Source organism: Enterococcus sp. DIV0806c, from assembly GCF_051710905.1.
GTDB classification, from domain to species: domain Bacteria; phylum Bacillota; class Bacilli; order Lactobacillales; family Enterococcaceae; genus Enterococcus_B; species Enterococcus_B mundtii.
In genome coordinates, this window is record NZ_JBIOLO010000001.1 from 3,007,013 (window position 1) to 3,027,252 (window position 20,240).

Here is a 20,240-nt window from a genome sequence, read left to right on the forward strand (position 1 = left end):
TCTTAAATAAAATGTAGCGGCTCATTGTCGATCGCAACAAATAGATTTTGTCGCTGTTCTTTTTGACTTTGATCCAAAATTTCTTTCAGGACGTTAGGCAGTTCTGGTTCATGTTTATATTTGATGATCAGCTGATAGTAATAGCGATTTTTCACACGTAAAACGGTGCTAGGTACCGGACCTAACAGAAGGCTGTTCGTTCCTAATACTTGCTTTAATTGACTGGCGATCTGAAAGATTTTTTTGGCTGCGACTTGTTCTTCTGGATGACTCGTCGTGATTTTCACAGTGAAGTAATAAGGCGGATAGCCTCCACGATGGCGTACATTCATTTCTTGTTGATAAAAGCGTTCATAATTTTGTTCCTTTGCTAAAGTTACCGCATAGTGATTCGGATTAAATGTTTGGATCACAACTTCCCCAGCTTTTTCGGCTCTTCCTGCCCTTCCGGAGACTTGTGTCAATAGTTGGAAGGTATGTTCACTAGAACGAAAATCTGGCAGGTTCAACGATGTGTCTGCATTCAGAACGCCGACTAAGGTCACATCAGGAAAATCTAACCCTTTTGCGATCATCTGCGTTCCTAATAGAATATCCGCTTGTTTGTCCCCAAATTTTTGTAAGATTCGTTCATGCGCGCCTTTTTTTCTTGTGGTATCCACATCCATCCGCAAGATTCTTGCTTGAGGATAAAGTACTTTTAGCTCTTCTTCCACTTTTTGTGTTCCCGTTCCATAATACCGGATTTTGTTTTCTCCACAATTTGGACAACGATGCGGGATCGCTTCTTCATGCCCACAATAATGGCAACGCATCGAGCGAGAATCCATATGGAGAGTCAAAGAGATATCGCAATTTGGGCAAGGCAAGACAAAGCCGCAATCTCGGCACATCACAAAGGAAGAATACCCTCGTCGATTCAATAGAAGAACTGTTTGTTCTTTTTTTTCTAATCGATCTTGGATTTTTTCTTGTAATAATTGAGAGAACGTCGATGCTTGATTCTTTTCGAATTCTTCACGCATATCGACGACTTCGATCTCAGGTAATTGCGCACTCATTTTCGCACGCTGACTCAAGTGCAACATGCGATAGACCCCTTTTTGTGCACGGGCTCTTGATTCGAGGGAAGGTGTCGCACTCCCCAAAACGATCGGGCAATGATGGTAATTCCCACGCCATATAGCTAAATCTCTGGCATGGTAACGCGGGGTTTCATCTTGCTTATAGCTTGATTCATGCTCTTCATCAATGATGATCAAACCAATGTTGTCTAGTGGGGCAAAGATCGCTGAACGTGCACCGACGACGACTTGCGCTTCATTGCGCTCGATTTTACGCCATTCATCATATTTCTCACCTTGAGACAAGCCACTATGTAAAACTGCGACGGATTCTCCAAAGCGCCCTTTAAATCGTTCGACCATCTGAGGGGTCAATGCAATTTCAGGGACCAACATGATCGCTGTCTTCTTCTCTGCCAAGACATCCGCAATGGCTTGAAGGTAGACTTCCGTTTTCCCACTACCAGTAATTCCTTCAAGTAAAAAGGTGTCATTCTTTTCCTGATGACAGGCTTCAATGATCTGCTGAACCGCCGATTGTTGCTCTTCATTCAATTGTAAGGCAGTCGTTCGTTCAAATATCCGATCTTTATAAGGGTCGCGATAACTTTCGACTTCTTCGATACGCAACCAACCTTTATCTCTACCTTGATTCAATACGGCAGAACTGACTCCTTTTTCTTTGAAATAAGCAATAGGCATCGGGTTTTCCATTTCTGACAAATAAAGAAGTAATTCTTTTTGTTTTTTCGCATTTTGTCTCAAGGTGCCCCAAGCTTCATCGAGTTGTGCTTTTGACAAAAGAGAGTGAACGACACGGATCGTTTTCACTTTGTTTTTTGTATGGACTTCGTAACGGATATCAACTAGCTTGTTTTTACGCCAACGGATCAATTGCGGTAAGATCCCAGTTTCTTCCGCTTCCTTCCAAGAAATCTCTTGTCTACCTGCGAAAAATGCAACGACTTCTGGTTCATCGGTCACTGGGTAAATGAGCTTATCGTATTCTGCTTTCATGACACTTGGGAGCATCGTTTGTAAACAGGTGATCTTAAAAGCATAAGTAATGGTTTTCATATAGTCTGCTAACCTCATCAACTCTTGATTGACAACAGGTGCCAAGTCAAGTAATTGAAGGATCGGCTTTAATTCTTTTTTAAGAGGTTGCTCGTTGGCTGTCAACGCCATCACAAAGCCTTGGACTTGGCGATTGCCGTTTCCAAATGGTATCGCTACACGCATACCGACTTGGATAGCCGCTTCCATTTCAGAAGGAACCAAGTAGGTGAATGCTTGATCGGTTTGCATAGTTGGTACATCGACAATCACATCCGCAATAACAGTCATGGACTCCTTCTCCTTTCTTCATCTTGGTTTTAAACACAAAATGGCTCTTGCCTATTTTACTAGAGATTCCTTGTTTTGTCTTACTTTCTGCCAAATCCTAACAAAAAATTAACGCAGGAAAAAAAAGAGCCTAGGAACATTTCCCAAGCTCAAATCTTTCGCTATCCATAAGCTGAATAGTGAGTTGATCTTATAGTTTTTGCTCGTCACGAATACGCGACTCTAATTCTTGTTGTGCACGGTCTTTTTGCGCACGACGTTCTTCGTCTTCCATACGTAGACGTTCACGTTTTAATTCAGGATGTGGATCACTGATCACATTTCCTGCTTCGATTTCTTCTAAAGCTTGTCCAACACTTTTGACAGAATCAAATGAATCCATTGTTGGTTGTGCTTTTGCGTCTAATTCATGTGCACGTTTACTTGCTAAGATCACTAGAGAATATTTTGAATTCACGCGATCTAATAATGAGTCGATTGAAGGCTTTAACATCATAAGACTACATCTCCTTTAACATTTTGATATATTTTCCGATGACACGATCGACACGGAAATGTTCACTTGCAATAATATCTTTGATTCGGTTGACCGCTAATGGAACTTCATCATTAACAACAGCATAGTCATACAGTGCCATCATCTCGATTTCTTCCTTAGCGACTTTCATTCGTTCTTCGATTACTTCATCTGCATCTGTCCCACGCCCAACGATTCGTGATTTCAATTCAGCTAAATCTGGGGGCGTCAGGAAAATAAATACGCCGTCAGGTACTTTTTCTTTTACTTGTTGTGCACCTTGGACTTCAATTTCAAGAAAAACGTCTTTTCCTTCGTCTAAGGTTTTGTTGACATACGATAGTGGTGTACCATAATAATTCCCGACATATTCTGCATATTCCAACATTTCGCCTTCAGCGATCATTTGTTCAAATTCTTCGCGGCTTCGGAAATAGTAGTCGACTCCTTCAACTTCTCCTTCACGCATCTTGCGTGTCGTCATCGAAATCGAATATTGGAAATCATTATCCTCACTCTCAAAAATTGCTTTTCGCACTGTGCCTTTTCCCACACCCGATGGACCAGACAACACGATTAATAATCCACGCTCTGACATGACGACGTCCTTTCAACTAGTCTTTTTTATACTATTGCTTATTTTGCACTTTTTTCTTGCAACTTTCAAGGCTATTTTTTTATTATAGCTAGAAAACCTAGAAAAAGCTAGTCTACTTCCCACTAAAGAGTCCGAGACAAAAGTAAAATTTACTTTTGTTGTATACCTAAAAAACGAATAAATGGCGGGAACAGAAGTAACCTCTTTGGAAATAAGACGGAATCCTGCCTAACGGACAGGTCATCGATCAGACAGGCTGGACACTTATTCAATATTTTGGATTTGCTCACGGATTTTTTCTAAAATCGTTTTAGACTGAACAACATGGTTTTTGATTTCGATCGCGCTTGATTTTGAGCCGATCGTATTGATTTCGCGATTCATCTCTTGTAAAAGGAAATCTAGTTCTCTACCGATGGGATAATCTGCTTCAAGTAGCTCTTCCAATTTCTGCGTATGGATGATTAAACGGTCGATTTCTTCATGGATATCGCCACGCTCTAAAAGAATCGCTATTTCGGTCAATAAACGATCTCGCTCAACTTCTGTACCAAGAAAAGCTTCTAATTTTTCTTGGTATCTCGTCTGAAATTCTTGCTCGTAAATCTCGACAAAGCTAGCTAATCCAGCAATATTTTGTTTTAATTCTGCGGTTTGTTGAAGTAAAACGTTCGCCAAAGCTTGGCCTTCTATACTCCGACTTTCTTCGATTGAACGAAGTGCCGTTTGCATCGTTTCTTTCGCTAATTGTGCAAGTAATTCTTGATCCTCTTCCGTTGCTTCAGCAATTGTCACAAACTCTTCGTTTAGTGCAAAACGTTCGATCAGTTTACCGATCGACAATGCGTTCGCTTCGCCATACCTTTCTTTAATACCGGTAGTCATCTGTGTATAGAGCGTATCGATCAGTTGCCAATTGATCGTCACTTTTTTATCTTGTTCACCTAAATATGTTAGGTTGATAAAGACATCGACACGCCCTCGACTTAACTTCGTTTTGATCAATTGTCTCAGTTCATTCTCAACAAAGCCTAATACTTTAGGGCTACGTATCTGGATATCTAAAAACCGTTGATTGACGCTTTTGATCTCGATTTCAAGTTGATAGTTCTTTTTTTCGCGGATGGCATTGCCAAAGCCAGTCATGCTCTTCATGCGACAGAGTCCTTTCTTTTACATATTTTTAATTGCTTTTTGTAACTCTTCAAACTCTTCGTTCGTTAATGTTAGTCCCTTACCCATTTTTTCATGGTCCGGTGCCCAATCCCGCAAGTCAAATTTCGGTGGTCTACCATTCCAACTCACTAAGTTCAATTCTTTGCGCCATCCTTTATTGTTTTCAGATAATACTGCAATTTCTTCTACGATCTCATATGAGAATTCTTGTGCCATTTTTGTTCCTCCTTTAGATGATAAAGATAGAGATACATCAGAGTTTCTACTGTATCTGCATTGAGTTCTCGTTGTAAGCGATCACGCTTTTTTTCTTTCACGTATTGGTAGATCGCGTGTTCCTTCATTACGTGTATTTTAGCATTTCGCTCCAGTTTTCGAAACTTCAACCATTCGCTGGCGTTTAATTGACCGACCTTTTTTAAAAAAGCTTCATCGATTTTACTTTCTTGGCAAATGATTGGTAACATTTCTTCGACGGTATACACTTTATTCGGTAAGATCAATTTTTGTTTCGCTAGTAGCTCAAGCATCGCCAATCCGCATGTTTCACTTGTGACCCTGTCTTTATATACATTACGCAAGTCCCGCCAGAATTTTTCTTTGTAAAAAAAGGATACGTCTAAATCAAGTGTTTCGACTAAGAAACGTAAGAAACGTCGCCAATAACGTTCAGCTGGCTTTGCGGTTTCAAACGTATACCAGTTTCCTTGATAGATCCCTAAACATTTTTTAGCTTCTAAATAACCTAATTGGATATTCAATTGGTTTCTTTGTCGCTCAAAAACTAAGAAACCACCTAAAGACCAGTTTGAACAACATTTCCAGGTCACCAAAGCATCAGGTTCCTTGTATTTTTTGGCTACACCAGGTCCTTGGACATCGACAATCAAGACTTCGGTTGCACCTTGTTGGATAGCAACATCTACTGGCACGTTATTTCGATAGCCACCATCAACATATTTTGATCCATCGATCTGGCGATAAGCCATGGCAGGATAAAAAGAAGCAGAGGCGAGGATCCAATCGGCGATCTCTGTTGGTTCTAATGCTTGCATCTTTGTAACTGTTTCTTGAAATTCTGGGATTTTAGTTGCGATTGTATAGAGTTGCGGTTTTTCTGTACATTTGATTTTTTCTGCATCTAGGTATTGCTCTAGTAACGCTTCCAACGGTGCAATCGAGGTTCCTCCTTCGACTACTGCACGACGTGTCATCAAGCTGGCTTCTTGGATATAACGTTGCCTCAAATCTTCTGATAAGGCAACCTCTGGTAAAGCCAATACTTGATTGGTTGATAGTTCCTGCCATAACTCAATGGCTTGTGCTAGTTGATCCTGAACGACTAAAGCCCCATTTAGCGCACCTACAGAAGTGCCAGTAACGAGTGAAATCTCTAGATTTTCTTCTTTCAATGCTTTCCAAACACCTATTTGATAAGCTCCATGCGCCCCGCCCCCACCTAAGACAAGCCCTGTATGATAGGAAAGTTCCTTCTCAAACGATTGCGTTCCCGAATAACCACTTCGGTGGAAAAGGTCGACCATGTTGGGTGAGATCGAATGATCAAAGCGGACGAGTCCGTATTTTTTGAAAAAATAACGACCCGTACTTTCTAACAATAGGAAAATATCGGACCACTGCCAATATTCTTCTTCAATCAACACGTTGGTATAGATCATTTTTTCATTCGTTATTTCTGCAGTAAAGTAAATGTTCAGCCTTTTCGATACGATCTTCCATGCCTGTTGTTTTTTTGCCTGTTGCCAAAAATGTTGCCGGCTTTCTTGATGTGTAGTAAAAAAACTAAAAACTTGTTTTGCTTGCTGCACTCGATTCTGCTGATAACGTTCCGACCAATAGACTTTTTGAACTTTCATAGACACCTCGTATTCTCTTTTTCTTTTATTATATCAGTAATCAGAAAAAAAGGGCGGGGTGAATAGTTATCCGATACCAGTGTTATATATATATAAATTTTTACTCTATGTTCATCTTTTATTCATAAAAAAAAGTTGCTTTGTAATCGAATTTTAAAATAAAAGAAACAAGCTTTTTTTCAGTAAATGTTGTAAAATGAAAGGGATGAGATACAGGGGAGGAGGAGCATGATGAGTGATTCAGTATATGTACATATCGATACAACTAGTAACGCCGTTTTGACCAAAGGGCTGACTATCAATGATTTTTCAAATAGCATCGTGCATTTTCCTCAAAATCTACTTTTGTTGGACCCTTCCGCATCTGCTGGAGAATATGAATCACACACAGGCTTGAAGGTCATTCGTGGAACTGAGAATATCCAAAGATTTTTCCAAACCGTTCGTAGCCGTAACAATAATACGGATCTTAAATGGATCGATTTTACTGATTTGACGATGTTAAAAGAATTAAGTCCTTTAGAAATCTCAGAGTTGCTTTATTTTGGTCATATGAAAACACATCTCCATTCACCTTTTTTCTATAAATTACAAAATAACTTTGTTTATTTTGATTTGAGCGACCATCTAGGTAGAACCTATTATCGTTATTTAGATGAATTTTATCGGATTTTTGCCAACAAATTAAGCACGATCTTGGCGGGGAAAATCAACGAAAAAAAATCATTCTTTCGAAAAGAGATCCCCGTTGAAAAAATCAGTGTGGAGATACTGAAAAAGATGCGTAATTTGATGCAAGAAGGAATCATTTTTTCGTTTGATCAAGCAGGTTTGGTCGATGACAAGTATGAGATCCCGATTTATGTCATTGAAGATTACGTTTGGAAATTAAAAGGGACACGTTACTTGGAAGAAAAACCGGTAGCTGTTCTCGTCTATCATGCCACTCAACAACGTTGGCAACTAGACGGCAACGTTTCTGATTTTGTCTACAACACATTTGTATAATGAAATTCAACTCCACTAAAAAAGCGTAAAGGTAGCTACCTTTACGCCTTTTTTTAATTTTTGCTTTTACGTACTTGCAATCCTTCTCCTTCAAATAAAGAAGGAACGGTCTGTTCAATACCTAGTAGGACAATAGTTGTTACAATCCCAGTAGCTAACCCACTAGCGCCATTCATGACTAAGGAGAACAACCATGGATTCATCCCCCATAGTGCGAAACTTCCCCAAAAAGCAACCCCAGCGACAAAATGCCAGAAATATCTGGCAGTCACACCAACGAATGTCGCTAAAATGATCGTTGAGGCCATTTTCTTACGATTGCCTTGCAGATAACTCTGCTGCATTCTTTGCGAAAAAATCCCTGCAACGCCAGCAAACGTGAACGCGATCGGATACTCGATCAATACTTGGATGACACTCAAATAATAGACAGTTCCCATGGGAAAATGAAGGATTCCCCACAGAAAGGCCGATCCCATACCAGCTTTCCAACCCCTTCTCAAGGCAAATAAAGTTAAAGGGATTTGTCCGAGCGAGATTGCAAAACTACTACCGATTTGTAGAGGAATCATTGACAACACTAAAGATAATGCTGCGACGATCGTTCCCTCGATCCAGACACGATGATTCTTATTCATAAAAAAGCTTCCTCCTTTATAATTGGACATCACAAAGGAGGAAGCAAGTTTGTTTTTTTACAAACAGCTTCGTGCTTTCACACTAGCTATTCATTCACAATTCCTACGCTCGCATAACCGAAACAGGTACGAAGGGTTTAGAATATATTCAGTCTCAGCCCAAAATGGACTCCCCTTTGTGATTGTAATTATTTAGTTTTTGTTTTCCTTTATCTTTTTGTTTCAAATAAAGGACTAACTGGTTTGTTTTCATGGATACGTTTGATTGCGTCACCCATCAAACCACCAACGCTTACTTCGTCAATCTTATCAATTTTGCGATCTTCTGGCAAATAGATTGAATCCGTTACAACTAAGCGCTCGATTGCAGAGTCTTCGATTCTTTGTAAAGCAGGTCCTGACAGTACAGGATGTGTACATGAAGCATAAACGCTCACTGCTCCAGCTTCTTTCAACGCATTGGCAGCCAATGTGATCGTTCCAGCTGTATCGATCATGTCATCGATCAAGACACACGTTTTGCCTTCTACTTGACCAATGATATTCATCACTTCTGCCACGTTTGCTTTTGGACGGCGTTTATCAATGATTGCAATTGGTGCTTTTAAAAATTCAGCCAATTTGCGTGCACGAGTAACACCACCATGGTCAGGTGAAACAACGACAACATCATCGCCTTGAATCCCTTTTTCTAAGAAGTAATTCGCAATCAGTGGTGCGCCCATCAAATGGTCGACCGGAATATCAAAGAAACCTTGGATTTGGACTGCGTGCAAGTCAAGTGTCAACATTCTTGTTGCTCCAGCTTTTTGGATCATATTTGCCACTAATTTTGCAGTGATTGGTTCACGCGCGCGCGCTTTACGGTCTTGACGTGCGTAGCCGTAATACGGCATTACAACGTTGATCGTTTTGGCACTTGCACGCTTCAATGCATCGATCATGATCAACAGTTCCATCAGGTTATCATTTACCGGACTACTTGTTGATTGAATAACATATACGTGTGAACCACGGATACTTTCTTCGATATTGACTTGGATCTCACCATCACTAAATTGAGTGACGGATGATTTTCCTAATTCAACCCCAACAGCTGCAGCAATTTTTTCTGCCAATGGACGATTTGAGTTTAATGCAAATATTTTTAATCTTGGATCAAAGTAATGTTTGGACATGAGGACCTCCGCTTTCTTTTTCACAACTCTACTACCTAATAAATACTAGTCATATTTGCCGAATAAATCAAGTGATTTTGCAAAAAGTATCAATTTGAATATGGGAGTTTCTTCGCGTATCCTTCTTTATTGACTTGTCTAGCGCGTGCGATTGCCATCGCATGTTCAGGAACATCGTTAGTGATCGTCGAACCAGCAGCGATACATGTATTCTCTGCCACTTCCACTGGCGCCACAAGATTCGCATTTGACCCAATAAAACTATGGTCACCGACTGTTGTATGATGTTTTGCTTTTCCGTCATAATTGACAAAGACGACACCACACCCCACATTGATTTCTTCACCTAGTGTGGCATCCCCGACATACGTCAAGTGACCAACTTTTGTGTTTTTGCCTATTTTCGCATTTTTCACTTCTACAAAGTTGCCGATATGGACGCCTTCTGCAATTTCTGCTTTTGGACGCAAATGGGCATACGGTCCTACATCTGCTTTACTTTTGACCACACTGTGTTCGATCACTGAGTTTTCAATGACTACTTGGTCACCGATCTTGCTGTCAACAATACGTGAATGTGCACCGATAAAACAATCTTCGCCAATTTCTGTTTCTCCTTGGATCTGAACGCCCGCTTCGATCACTGTATCTGAACCAATCACAACATCTGCATCAATATACGTAGTTGCAGGATCAACAAAGCTAACGCCATTGACCATATGTTTTTTGTTGATTCTTTGGCGCATCAACTCGTTTGCTTTTGCTAGTGCCATACGATCATTGACACCCATACACTCATCGAAATCTTCCGTCTGATACGCAGCAACTGGATTTCCAGCATCTTTCAGGATCTCAACGATGTCTGTTAAATAATACTCGCCTTGTGCATTGTCGGTTCCTACTTTATCCAATGCTTCAAATAACGCTTTGTTATCGAAACAGTAAGTTCCTGTATTGATTTCTTGAACTAACGCTTCTTCTGGAGAAGCATCTTTTTGCTCAACGATTTTTTCAACGATTCCTACATGGTCACGAATGATTCTGCCATAACCTGTCGGATCTTCTGCTTGTGCAGTCAAAATCGTGGCACTTGCATTTTTCCCTTGATGGTATTCAAACAAGTTGTTCAACGTCTCAGTTGTCAACAAAGGGGTGTCACCACTAATGACTAACGTCGTGCCTTCCTTGCCTGCTAAAAATGAGGCTGCTTGTAGTACCGCATGACCCGTCCCAAGTTGTTCAGCTTGTAACGCATACTCGCTGCGCTCGCCTAACTGAGCTTTGACTTTCTCTGCACCGTGACCAACGATCGTCACGATTTGATCAGGGTTTGTCTCACTTACACGGTTGATGATATGTTCGACCATCGGTTTTCCAGAAACAGGGTGTAGGACCTTGTATAGTTTTGATTTCATGCGAGTACCTTTACCCGCGGCTAATATGATTGCATAACGTGCATCCAAATATGTCACTCCTAAATTACGATTTATTATTTTTAGTTTAGCCCAGTCGCTCTTTTTTTTCAACTAAACGTTCATTTTAGCAACCAGGACGCAAAAAAAAGAAGAGACATCATCCATCGCCTCTTCTTTTTCCATAGCACCGCTATGTTCGTTGTTTTATTCTTCGAAATAGTTACCTGGTACTACAGTGATATTTTTCGTTTTTGTATCCACATCTTTGACGTAAAGTAGTGACGTGTAGTCATTGATTGCGCGATGTCCGTTGAATTTTGATTCCGCAAACACAGTGATACCGACAAGCTCAGATTCAAATTCTTCAATCAAGCTCTTCATTCCGTTCACTGTTCCGCCGCCTTTCATAAAGTCATCGACGACAAGCACGCGAGAACCACGTTTCAAACTTCTTTTTGATAGTTCCATTTTTTCGATCCGTTCCGATGAACCTGAAACATAGTTCACACTCACTGTAGAACCTTCTGTGATCTTAGAGTCACGACGAACGATGACAAACGGTGCGTTCAAGTAATAGGAAACGGCTTGAGCGATTGGCACCCCTTTTGTGGCTACAGTCATTACAGCATCGATTTTTTCTCCTAAATATTTTGAGGCAATGATTTTCCCTACTTGACGTAATAGCTCAGGTTCTCCTAATAGATCAGATAAGTAAACATAGCCTCCAGGGAGTAAACGGTCTTGTTCAGACAAGCGCTCAGCTAGCGATTCAACATATTTCTTTGCTTCTTCGTAGGAAATCTCCGGAATGAATAGAACACCTCCGGCTGCACCAGGGATTGTTTCAAGCGTTCCGTAACCTCTTTCTTTAAATGTTTTTTTGATGATCCCCAAATCTTCACTGATCGAAGATTTAGCAGATTCATAACGTTCGGCAAAGCTTGTTAATGAAATCAATTCATGCGGATGATCTAATAAATACTGTGTCATATCGACAAGACGCTCACTGCGACGTACTTTCAAAAATTCCAGCTCCTTTTTCCAACAAATTTTATCGTGTTTCATTATATAAGTTTTTTCGGGAAAATTCGAGCATTTTATCCAAAATTAAGAAAATAGTTCGGTATTTATAAAAAAACAGGTAGCTATTTAAGACATTTGTTTGTCCCAAATAACTACCTGTTTTTCAAATAGTAATCTATTTTTTCCTTCTAATTCCTAATAAAATACGTTTACTCAAGTTGACTAATAAGAATAAAAAGATAAATACTAACGTGATAGTTGCCCCTGGAGGTGTATCCAAGTAAAACGAACTAGTCAACCCAGAAAGCATACCAATAAAACCAACGATGATACTAATCAATATGACAATATTGAAGCTTTTCCCTAAACGCATCCCGATTGCTGCTGGTAAAACCATAATAGCAGAAATCAGCAACGCGCCTGCTATCGGGATCATAACAGCGATTGCTACCCCAGTAATGATATTGAACATCATTGACATCCAACGAACCGGCAGTCCATCGACATGAGCGGTGTCTTCATCAAAGGTCAACACGTACATCGGACGTTTGAATAAGAAAAACAAAAGACCGATCACTGCAAACAAAATACCTAGGAATAGAACTTGTGGCCAAGTGATCGTCACAATCGATCCAAATAAATAAGATTGGATGCTCGTGGCAGAATTACCCCCACTCAAATTCATCAAAACTAATGCAAGCGCAAGTCCTCCTGCCATTAAGATCGCAATGGAAATCTCTGAATACGTACGATACATCGAACGTAGGTATTCTAAAATGATTGCAGCGATAACGACTACCACCATTGTGGTCATCGTTGGATTGAGATTGAGGAAAAATCCTAAGGCTACCCCTGCTAAAGAAACATGAGACAGTGTATCTGCCATCAACGATTGCCGACGTATCACTAAGAATACTCCTAACATCGGTGCGATTCCTGCAATAAAGATCGCAGCAAGAAATGCCCGCCTCATGAATTCATATGAAAGCAACGCCATTGAGAATCCTCCTTTCTCACTAAACGGATTTGTCGATCCGCATATTGTTTGATGTCTTCGTGATCATGAGTGATCATCAATACAGCTTTACCATGGTCGTGTGCGCTATGGCGCAACAAACGATAAAATTCATTTCGTGATTCTTCATCCATTCCAGTAGTTGGTTCATCAAGTACAAATAAATCTGGATCAGTCGCAAAAATACGTGCTAAACTGATTCGTTGCTTTTGACCACCAGACAGCTCACCGATCCGACGATGACGCATATCCCACATACCAACAGATTCTAAGGCACGCTTGACATGCTCATGGTCTTTTTCGCTTAACCGTTTGAACCAACGACCTCTCGGATATCTGCCAGAACGTACTAATTCTAAGACTGTACTAGGAAAACCCGCATTAAAGGAAGAAACTTGTTGTGGAATGTACCCGATACTTAATTTGTCTCCTTCTTGATTTTTTCCTGCAATTTTTATGGTCCCTTTAGAGGGTTTCAATAGCCCCAAAGAAGCTTTGATCAATGTAGATTTTGCCGCTCCGTTTTCACCAGTTAAAATCACAAATTCACCGGCATCTACATGATAAGAAACTCCTTCTAACACAGGTTCTTCATCATAATAGAAAGTAAGATCGGCTATTTCGATATAACGCACATAGAGGACTCCCTTCCTTTACTTTATGCTTTCTTTTAATGCCTCTAGGTTTTTCTCCATGGTAGAAATGTAGGTTTCACCCGCTTGGATTTGTTCATTCGTCAAACTCTCAAGGGGGTTGAGTACTTCAAGTTTTACACCTGTTTCCTTCGATAATGTCTCTGCTACTTTAGATGACGCATTTTCTTCAAAATAGATGACTTCGATTTTATTTTGATCGACAAAATCTTTCAATTCAGCTAATCGACTAGGTGTAGGCTCTTGATCCGGTGAGACTCCTGAGATGGCTACTTGTTTTAGGTCGTAGCGATTTGCTAAATAAGCAAAGGCAGCATGTTGCGTCACAAACGTTCGGTTTGTTGCACCTTTTAATGCTTCTGTATAGGCCTGATCCAATGCTTCTAATTTTTTGATATAAGCTGCGGCATTTTGGTCAAATGTGTCTTTCTTCTCTGGATATTTCTTGCCGAGCTCTGTAGCAATCGTCTGTACTTCTTGGATCGCTAATGTTGGATCTAACCAAACATGAGGGTCATAGGCATGGTCATGCTGATGTCCTTCTGATTCTTCGTGTTCTTCTTCATGCTCTTCTTGTGACTCTAGACGTTCAATTCCCTTAGCAGCTTCGATCATCAACGTTCGATCGGTATCGACCGTGTCTTTCAATGAGTCAACAAAAAATTCCATGTCTGAACTGTTATAAACAAAAACATCTGCATCCGCAATGGTTGCACTTTGCTTTGCACTTGGTTCAAAATCATGGGGTTCCGTTCCTGCGGGAATCAATAATTCGACCTTCCCAGTATCACCAACGACTTCTTTCGTAAATTCATACATCGGGTAAAACGTTGCGACAACGTTCAACTCATCTTGTGCCGATTCTTGGGTTGTCTGTCCACACGCTGTAAATAGGAAAGCTCCTATTGCTAAAGATGCGGCTAATAAATATTTCTTCATATATGCTCCTTTCAAAACAAATCGTAATATTACGATTTATCAACGAGGATTAATGTACCAAATTAAAAAAAAACAGTCAATAGTTTAACCTGATTTTCTGATTTAAATGCAAACTTATCCTGTAAATCGGAAAACAAATGAATTGCCCGTCATATCAACAACGAACGTAATCGTTTTCTTTCAACTTTGGTTAAAAAGTGTCTGTTCCACACTATTATTTTTTGTTCCGATAACACTGAACGATTGGTTGAGATTGATAACAAAAAAGAAGGTAACGATCCTTCATCTTCTAAAACGAAATCAGCGGGAAAGATGTCTGGGATATTAGTCCTCTTATATCTCCTAAAACTGAATAAACGGCAGAAACAGAAGTAACCTCTTCGAAAATAAGGCGCCATCCACAAAAATTTGAAAAACAATTTTCGTGGATGGCGCCTTATTTCTCGAGGCTAAACACTTCTGTTCCGATCTCTTTTACCGCTTATTTCTCGAAGCTGACTACTTCCGTCATGACATCGTGTCTCTTTCATGCGTTTATAGCGTTCTGACAAGATAAACTTCCTCACAAAAACCTTTTAATCCGTTGTAGACACGTTGGGCTCTGGAATAGTGTTGACAAAGGGCAAAAACAGTTGGACCACTACCACTCATCAGGGCCGCATCTGCGCCATATTTGATCATTCGCTCTTTGATTTGATAAATGACCGGATGGCGTTTTCCTGTCACATCTTCAAGACTGTTCCCCATTTTCGTCAACATTTTTTGATAATCTTGTTGTCGAAGCGCATCAGCCAAACCAGGAATATCTTGATGTTGGATTTTTTGCGTATCGATTTCTCGAAAAACAGTTCGTGTCGAAACACTCATTTTAGGTTTTACCAAGATGATCCAGCAAGAGGGCATCGCTGGCAACAATTGGACGATTTCTCCCTTTCCGCCTACGTAAGCTGTTTGTCCGTAAACACAGTAAGGTACATCTGTCCCCACTTCCAAACCAATCTCAGCTAGTTCTTCTAAGCTACAGCCTAAATCCCATAACCGGTTGATCCCTCTTAATGCTGCAGCACAATCTGTACTTCCACCACCTAGTCCAGCGGCAACAGGGATATTTTTCTTCACAGCGATTTTTACGCCTTTTTTTATCTGGTATTTCTTTTTCAGCAACAAAGCTGCTTGATACACATTGTTACGCTGATCTACCGGTAAAAATGCTTTATTCGTCTCAACAATGATCCGATCTTCCGATAGCTCTTCAAAGAACAAGTGATCAGCTAAATCTACACTTGACATCACCATTTCCAACTCATGATACCCATCTGGTCTTTTATATAACACATCCAACCCTAAGTTTATCTTCGCTGGTGCTTTTTCAATCAATTCCATCCTCTCACCCATTCGAAAAGTCTAAGTCGAAAGTATTCTATCATAGGGGAAAATAAAAGTATAGCTTCCACCAACATGCGTAAACACTTTCCTCACAGCTTTACAATCATTTTTACAATTCTGTCAGAACTTCTTCTGCTAGACTTGTTCCTTTTTCTTTCCCTTTACCAATCAATAAGAAAAGCTGCCATGTGGCTAAAGTAAAACTACTTCCTTTCATATACGCAAAATAACGGCCTTCCCAATGAGTAACATACCGTTGTTTTTCTTCGTAAGTTAATTGGAATGAGTAAAAGAAATTCCCGTAATTGAAGATGATCCTCATCACTTTTTCTTGCAAGAACGAGAAATCAGTTTCTCCGACATTTGCAAGGGGAGCCAGCCCTAGATTCGCTTCTGCATACCCATTTTTGCGATAGACATCCAGTAGATTTGCAAGTAAGTAATCACCTAGACTATTCGGCTGGTTCGGTAGATACCGCAATAAATCATACCCCGCTTGGCGGTCATTGATTGGTTGAGATGTAATGAACCCAACGATTTTCTGCTCTTTCCTAACAATACCAATACCACTCATCAAGAGATAATCTTTCTCAAAATAACCAACAGAGAAATGCTTCTCACGAGAACCATCCAACCATTTTTGAGAAACTTCCTGAATCGGTTCGAGCAACTCTTCAGGTAATTGGTCATACCAAGTAAAATGGTATCCCTCATTCGTCAAACGTTGCAATTCGATCTGCTTTGTACGCCAGTGAAGCGCGTCTGAAGAAAGATTAGTAATCGCTGCTTCTCCAACTTTTGCAAAGTGAAAACCCGCTTCGTGAAGCATGACGACATAACTTTCGGATACTTTATAAAAAGCTAATTCATAGCCAAAACAATCGGCTTTTTTCAAAAACTCATGCGTAGCTGTACGTATCTTCGTTGGATCACCAATCGGATCACCAAGAACAAAACATTTATTTCCTTTGATTTGGTAACCAAACACTACTTTATCTTGACCATTTTCCTGATAATAAAAATAAGTATATCCAGGTAAGTGCAGATAATGACTAGCCGCGGTTCCACCATAGGCCGTCAAGAGGCGATTTAAACGCATTTGATCCAGAGGTTCACCAAACCCTGTTTCTGAAGCTAAATATTGGTACAATGCAACTAACGCAAGTAATGAGATTCCTAAACCAATCAGTCCTGAAAACCAAACATCCTCAGATGGAAAGAGAATAAAGCGATTCGCAGTTAAATCTCCTACCCAAAAACTTCCACGGTGATAGCCTGCGATTGCATAAACAATAAATAAAAAGCCAAACAAACACGCATCAAATATGATTGCTCCCCATGAATAGACGAACTTTTCACGATAAAACTCTTTTCGGGATAACCACACCGCTAATAAAATCAAAAGGTATACAACAATCAGTTCCCATGATAAGGTGCGCATTACAGTATTGATGATTCCAAAAGCGAGTAAAGCAATAGTAGGAATAAACGCTTTTTTGACTTTCATCGCTAAAGCTCTAGCTAGCCCTAACAATAAGAACCCAACCAGCAGGTTCAATGACTGATCTAAAAAATCAAACGAAAAGGGTAAGAGTATTTGAAACAACCGACTGACAGTCGAAAGATTCGTGATCGTTGAAAGTAAGACCATCATGATTCCCGCAAAATAAACGGCACATACTAACACTAAATGAGCAATTTTTTGAAAAAATAGTCGGGGAATATTATCTAAAAATCGATTGATTTTGACGCCTGTGTGTGTCAAAAATAAAACGATCCCTGAAAGAAATGGTAGAACATAGTAGAACAAACGATAATAAAGCAACCAAACAAGTGCAACATCTTGCCGCACGCCAAGTTGACTCATTCCTAAGATCATCAGCACATCAAACGTGCCAACCCCACCTGGTACCATTGTCAACATCCCAATCAATGTGGCAATGATAAACATAGGGTACAAGGACCATACAGAAATATCTACAGCCATCAAGCGCCCAATCAACAAGAAAACCACTAAGGCACCGGTCCATTGTCCAAAGGAAGCCAGTAACAAGCCCAGTAAACCTTTAGGATAAAATTCTGCAAATAGCGTTTTACGTTTCAAATAGGCAAACAAAAAGATAAGCGGTGCTAGAAAGCTACCACCAAATAACCAAATCCAATAACTACGAAACACACTATCTGTTTGAAGAAAGAAGACATTGATGAACGTCACTAATGACCAAATAGAAAGACCCGTCAATAGAAACAAAGCAACCTTAGAGACTGTTGCCAACACCATTTTTCGATTCGTGTGCTTGCCATAAAAACTGGCGCGCAAGCTTGCTCCGACAATCCCTCCGAATCCTGCCAAGTTATTGATCGTATTCGTGATCCATGCAGATAACAAAAAGTCTTTACGACTCATTTTGGGCTTGCCTTGTTTTTCCAATACTCGAATCGTTACCCAATCATAAAGTAACATCGGCATCACACCAATCAAACCTGCTAATATCATCCATGCTAACGTGACATGACTTTGTTGTTCCATCGTGTGCCAGACATCTTGCCAACTCATCCCATGGGCAATGTTTGCGACTTGATTCGCCACAAAAACAAGGATCGATCCAAAGAAAATCAGCTTCAAAATCAACTGATGTGCTTTCACCCACTGGATCATGATCTGTAATTTATTTTTCACCGGCACCCTTCCTCACCTGTAGACTTTCTAAACATATACATTCATGTTATCTTATTTACATTGATTTTTCCACTTTGGGCATTAGGTTGTGAAAGAAGCGCTTTGACCTGAGCAATAAGCTGGAAAATCGGAAAATAGCTTCTCATATTTTTTGATTTTTCAGCTTAGTGTTGAAGGTCAGCTTCTTGAACACCGTTTATCGAGGTCGTGAAAAAGCCGTTAAGCTCCAAGTAGTAAGGCAGAACGTGGGAAAATAGCTCCTCATATTTTTTCACGTTTTGACTTACTATTGAAGGAGCTGGCTTTTGAACACCGTTTATCAAGGTTGTGAAAGAAGCACTTTGACCTGAGCAGTAAGCTGGAAAAACAGTTCGTCTCTCGACTTGCAGATTATGAGAAAGAAAGCTATGCTAAAAATCAAAGGAGAGGATTACATGAAAATCGGATTTATCGGTACAGGAAACATGGCACAAGCAATTATTCATGGTATCTTAGCAAATAATCTAGTGGCTAAAGAAGATATTTTTGTTTCAAGCGGTCATTATGAAAATGCTCAACGCTTTGCTGGTAAAGTTGGGATCAATGCTTGTCAAACCAATCAAGAGATTGCTGAAAAAGCAGAAATCGTTGTTTTGGCAGTAAAACCAAAAATCATCGAACAGGTGTTAAATGAATTACGCGACTATCGTAAACAACAGTTGTTTATCTCAATTGCTTCAGGAAAATCGCTTGCAACACTAGAACAAGCACTTGATCCAGAAGCTGCTATCGTTCGTGTGATGCCCAATGTCAACGTGAGTGTGGGCGCGGGTGTTTCTGCAATCTGCAAAAACCAAGCAGCAACAAATGAACAGTTGACACAAGCGACACAAATCTTTGAAGCGATTGGCAGTGTTTATCCTTTAGCAGAAGATGATTTCAGTACATTTATTGGATTAGCTGGAAGCTCCCCTGCTTTTATTTATATGTTGATCGATGCAATGGGACGTGCAGGTGTTTTACATGGACTACCTAAAAAAACAGCAACGGAAATTGCAGCCAAAGCGATTTTAGGTTCCTGTCAAAAGTTCCTAGCAAGCGATGAAAATCCTTGGGAATTAGTTGACCAAGTATCTTCTCCAGGCGGAACGACAGTTGCTGGTGTCGTCGCATTAGAAGAAGCTGGGTTTATCCCCGCGATCATCACAGGGATTACCAAAACGATCGAAAAAGACAAAGAAATGTTGTAAACGAAGAAGCGATACAAGGATAGACTGAAAAAAATAAAATCTAATATGGTTAAAACAAAACAAGCCGAAGAATCCGAAAACACCTGTGCCTACTTCCGGATTCTTCGGCTTGTTTATAGTGAACATTTGCTATTATTTATTTCTTGTTTTTATGCGAAGTAAAAGTTACTCCACATAAAATTAGTATTCCTACAAGCATTAATCTAGCGTACAAAAAACGTGTAATCTCAAATCTTTCAACTTCAAATGAGCTTACTATTTTAGGTGGTAAGTAAAAACACAAGAATAGAAGAACCGCATATTGGATTTTTCTTATCCTAGTTTCATTCTTAAACGGTTTAACGGATAAAAATGGAACGCCAAAAACATAGCCTAAACCACTGGTTGATATTAGTATAGATTTATTTCCTTTCAATAAAAACTCAACCAAGCCGATAAAGGCTAATACAAGTGAAAATATAACTAGTAATTGAACGATGTATTTCTTCATACGATTA

18 protein-coding genes and 1 riboswitch are annotated in these 20,240 nt (G+C 39.9%); of the genes, 2 read left to right on the plus strand and 16 right to left on the minus strand.

Annotated features, from left to right (window positions below; genetic code table 11):
• Positions 1-2 precede the first annotated feature (2 nt).
• The 6 genes from priA to IGK77_RS13965 form a co-directional block, all read right to left on the minus strand.
• The gene (priA, locus tag IGK77_RS13940) at positions 3-2,411 is read right to left on the minus strand and encodes a primosomal protein N' (RefSeq protein WP_074801783.1); all 2,409 of its coding nucleotides are present in this window, start codon (positions 2,409-2,411) and stop codon (positions 3-5) included.
• A gap of 190 nt (positions 2,412-2,601) precedes the next feature.
• A complete protein-coding gene (rpoZ, locus tag IGK77_RS13945) occupies positions 2,602-2,907 on the minus strand; it encodes a DNA-directed RNA polymerase subunit omega (protein ID WP_010734097.1) in 306 nt (101 codons plus the stop codon).
• 4 nt (positions 2,908-2,911) lie between these two features.
• Positions 2,912-3,526, minus strand: a complete 615-nt coding sequence (gene gmk, locus IGK77_RS13950; protein ID WP_034688579.1) for a guanylate kinase — start codon at positions 3,524-3,526, stop codon at positions 2,912-2,914.
• 264 nt (positions 3,527-3,790) lie between these two features.
• The gene (locus tag IGK77_RS13955; RefSeq protein ID WP_074801781.1) at positions 3,791-4,681 is read right to left on the minus strand and encodes a YicC/YloC family endoribonuclease; all 891 of its coding nucleotides are present in this window, start codon (positions 4,679-4,681) and stop codon (positions 3,791-3,793) included.
• Between the two features lie 18 nt (positions 4,682-4,699).
• Positions 4,700-4,918 (minus strand): YdbC family protein, encoded by a 219-nt coding sequence (locus IGK77_RS13960; protein WP_019722353.1) that lies wholly within the window; start codon positions 4,916-4,918, stop codon positions 4,700-4,702.
• On the minus strand, positions 4,888-6,579 hold the full coding sequence (locus tag IGK77_RS13965) for a patatin-like phospholipase family protein (RefSeq protein ID WP_438713223.1): 1,692 nt from the start codon (positions 6,577-6,579) through the stop codon (positions 4,888-4,890). Before IGK77_RS13965 ends, IGK77_RS13960 begins: the two co-directional genes overlap by 31 nt.
• Positions 6,580-6,810: 231 nt before the next feature.
• Between IGK77_RS13965 and IGK77_RS13970 the strand changes: the two genes are divergently transcribed.
• Complete coding sequence (locus IGK77_RS13970; RefSeq protein WP_071866542.1) at positions 6,811-7,587, plus strand: hypothetical protein; 777 nt, start codon at positions 6,811-6,813, stop codon at positions 7,585-7,587.
• A 53-nt stretch (positions 7,588-7,640) separates the two neighbouring features.
• Here IGK77_RS13970 and thiT read toward each other — a convergent pair whose 3' ends face one another.
• The 9 genes from thiT to mprF form a co-directional block, all read right to left on the minus strand.
• On the minus strand, positions 7,641-8,225 hold the full coding sequence (gene thiT, locus IGK77_RS13975) for an energy-coupled thiamine transporter ThiT (RefSeq protein WP_071866541.1): 585 nt from the start codon (positions 8,223-8,225) through the stop codon (positions 7,641-7,643).
• An 83-nt stretch (positions 8,226-8,308) separates the two neighbouring features.
• Positions 8,309-8,411, minus strand: a riboswitch (TPP riboswitch).
• A gap of 23 nt (positions 8,412-8,434) precedes the next feature.
• Positions 8,435-9,403 (minus strand): ribose-phosphate diphosphokinase, encoded by a 969-nt coding sequence (locus tag IGK77_RS13980; RefSeq protein WP_019722356.1) that lies wholly within the window; start codon positions 9,401-9,403, stop codon positions 8,435-8,437.
• A gap of 89 nt (positions 9,404-9,492) precedes the next feature.
• Entirely contained in the window at positions 9,493-10,866 is a 1,374-nt protein-coding gene (gene glmU / locus IGK77_RS13985; RefSeq protein WP_074801778.1) for a bifunctional UDP-N-acetylglucosamine diphosphorylase/glucosamine-1-phosphate N-acetyltransferase GlmU, read from the minus strand.
• A gap of 156 nt (positions 10,867-11,022) precedes the next feature.
• Positions 11,023-11,841: a pur operon repressor gene (gene purR, locus IGK77_RS13990; RefSeq protein WP_010734088.1), complete on the minus strand. Its 819-nt coding sequence runs from the start codon at positions 11,839-11,841 to the stop codon at positions 11,023-11,025.
• A 175-nt stretch (positions 11,842-12,016) separates the two neighbouring features.
• Positions 12,017-12,838: a metal ABC transporter permease gene (locus IGK77_RS13995; protein ID WP_019722358.1), complete on the minus strand. Its 822-nt coding sequence runs from the start codon at positions 12,836-12,838 to the stop codon at positions 12,017-12,019.
• Positions 12,811-13,491: a metal ABC transporter ATP-binding protein gene (locus IGK77_RS14000; protein ID WP_074801775.1), complete on the minus strand. Its 681-nt coding sequence runs from the start codon at positions 13,489-13,491 to the stop codon at positions 12,811-12,813. Before IGK77_RS14000 ends, IGK77_RS13995 begins: the two co-directional genes overlap by 28 nt.
• Positions 13,492-13,509: 18 nt before the next feature.
• On the minus strand, positions 13,510-14,448 hold the full coding sequence (locus tag IGK77_RS14005) for a metal ABC transporter substrate-binding protein (protein ID WP_074801772.1): 939 nt from the start codon (positions 14,446-14,448) through the stop codon (positions 13,510-13,512).
• A 534-nt stretch (positions 14,449-14,982) separates the two neighbouring features.
• Complete coding sequence (gene ispE / locus IGK77_RS14010) at positions 14,983-15,831, minus strand: 4-(cytidine 5'-diphospho)-2-C-methyl-D-erythritol kinase (RefSeq protein WP_071866538.1); 849 nt, start codon at positions 15,829-15,831, stop codon at positions 14,983-14,985.
• A 112-nt stretch (positions 15,832-15,943) separates the two neighbouring features.
• A complete protein-coding gene (gene mprF / locus IGK77_RS14015) occupies positions 15,944-18,514 on the minus strand; it encodes a bifunctional lysylphosphatidylglycerol flippase/synthetase MprF (RefSeq protein WP_071866537.1) in 2,571 nt (856 codons plus the stop codon).
• 434 nt (positions 18,515-18,948) lie between these two features.
• Between mprF and proC the strand changes: the two genes are divergently transcribed.
• A complete protein-coding gene (gene proC, locus IGK77_RS14020) occupies positions 18,949-19,743 on the plus strand; it encodes a pyrroline-5-carboxylate reductase (RefSeq protein ID WP_074801768.1) in 795 nt (264 codons plus the stop codon).
• Between the two features lie 136 nt (positions 19,744-19,879).
• Here the strand turns inward: proC and IGK77_RS14025 are convergent, their stop codons facing one another.
• Complete coding sequence (locus IGK77_RS14025; protein ID WP_142433064.1) at positions 19,880-20,233, minus strand: hypothetical protein; 354 nt, start codon at positions 20,231-20,233, stop codon at positions 19,880-19,882.
• Between the last annotated feature and the right edge of the window lie 7 nt (positions 20,234-20,240).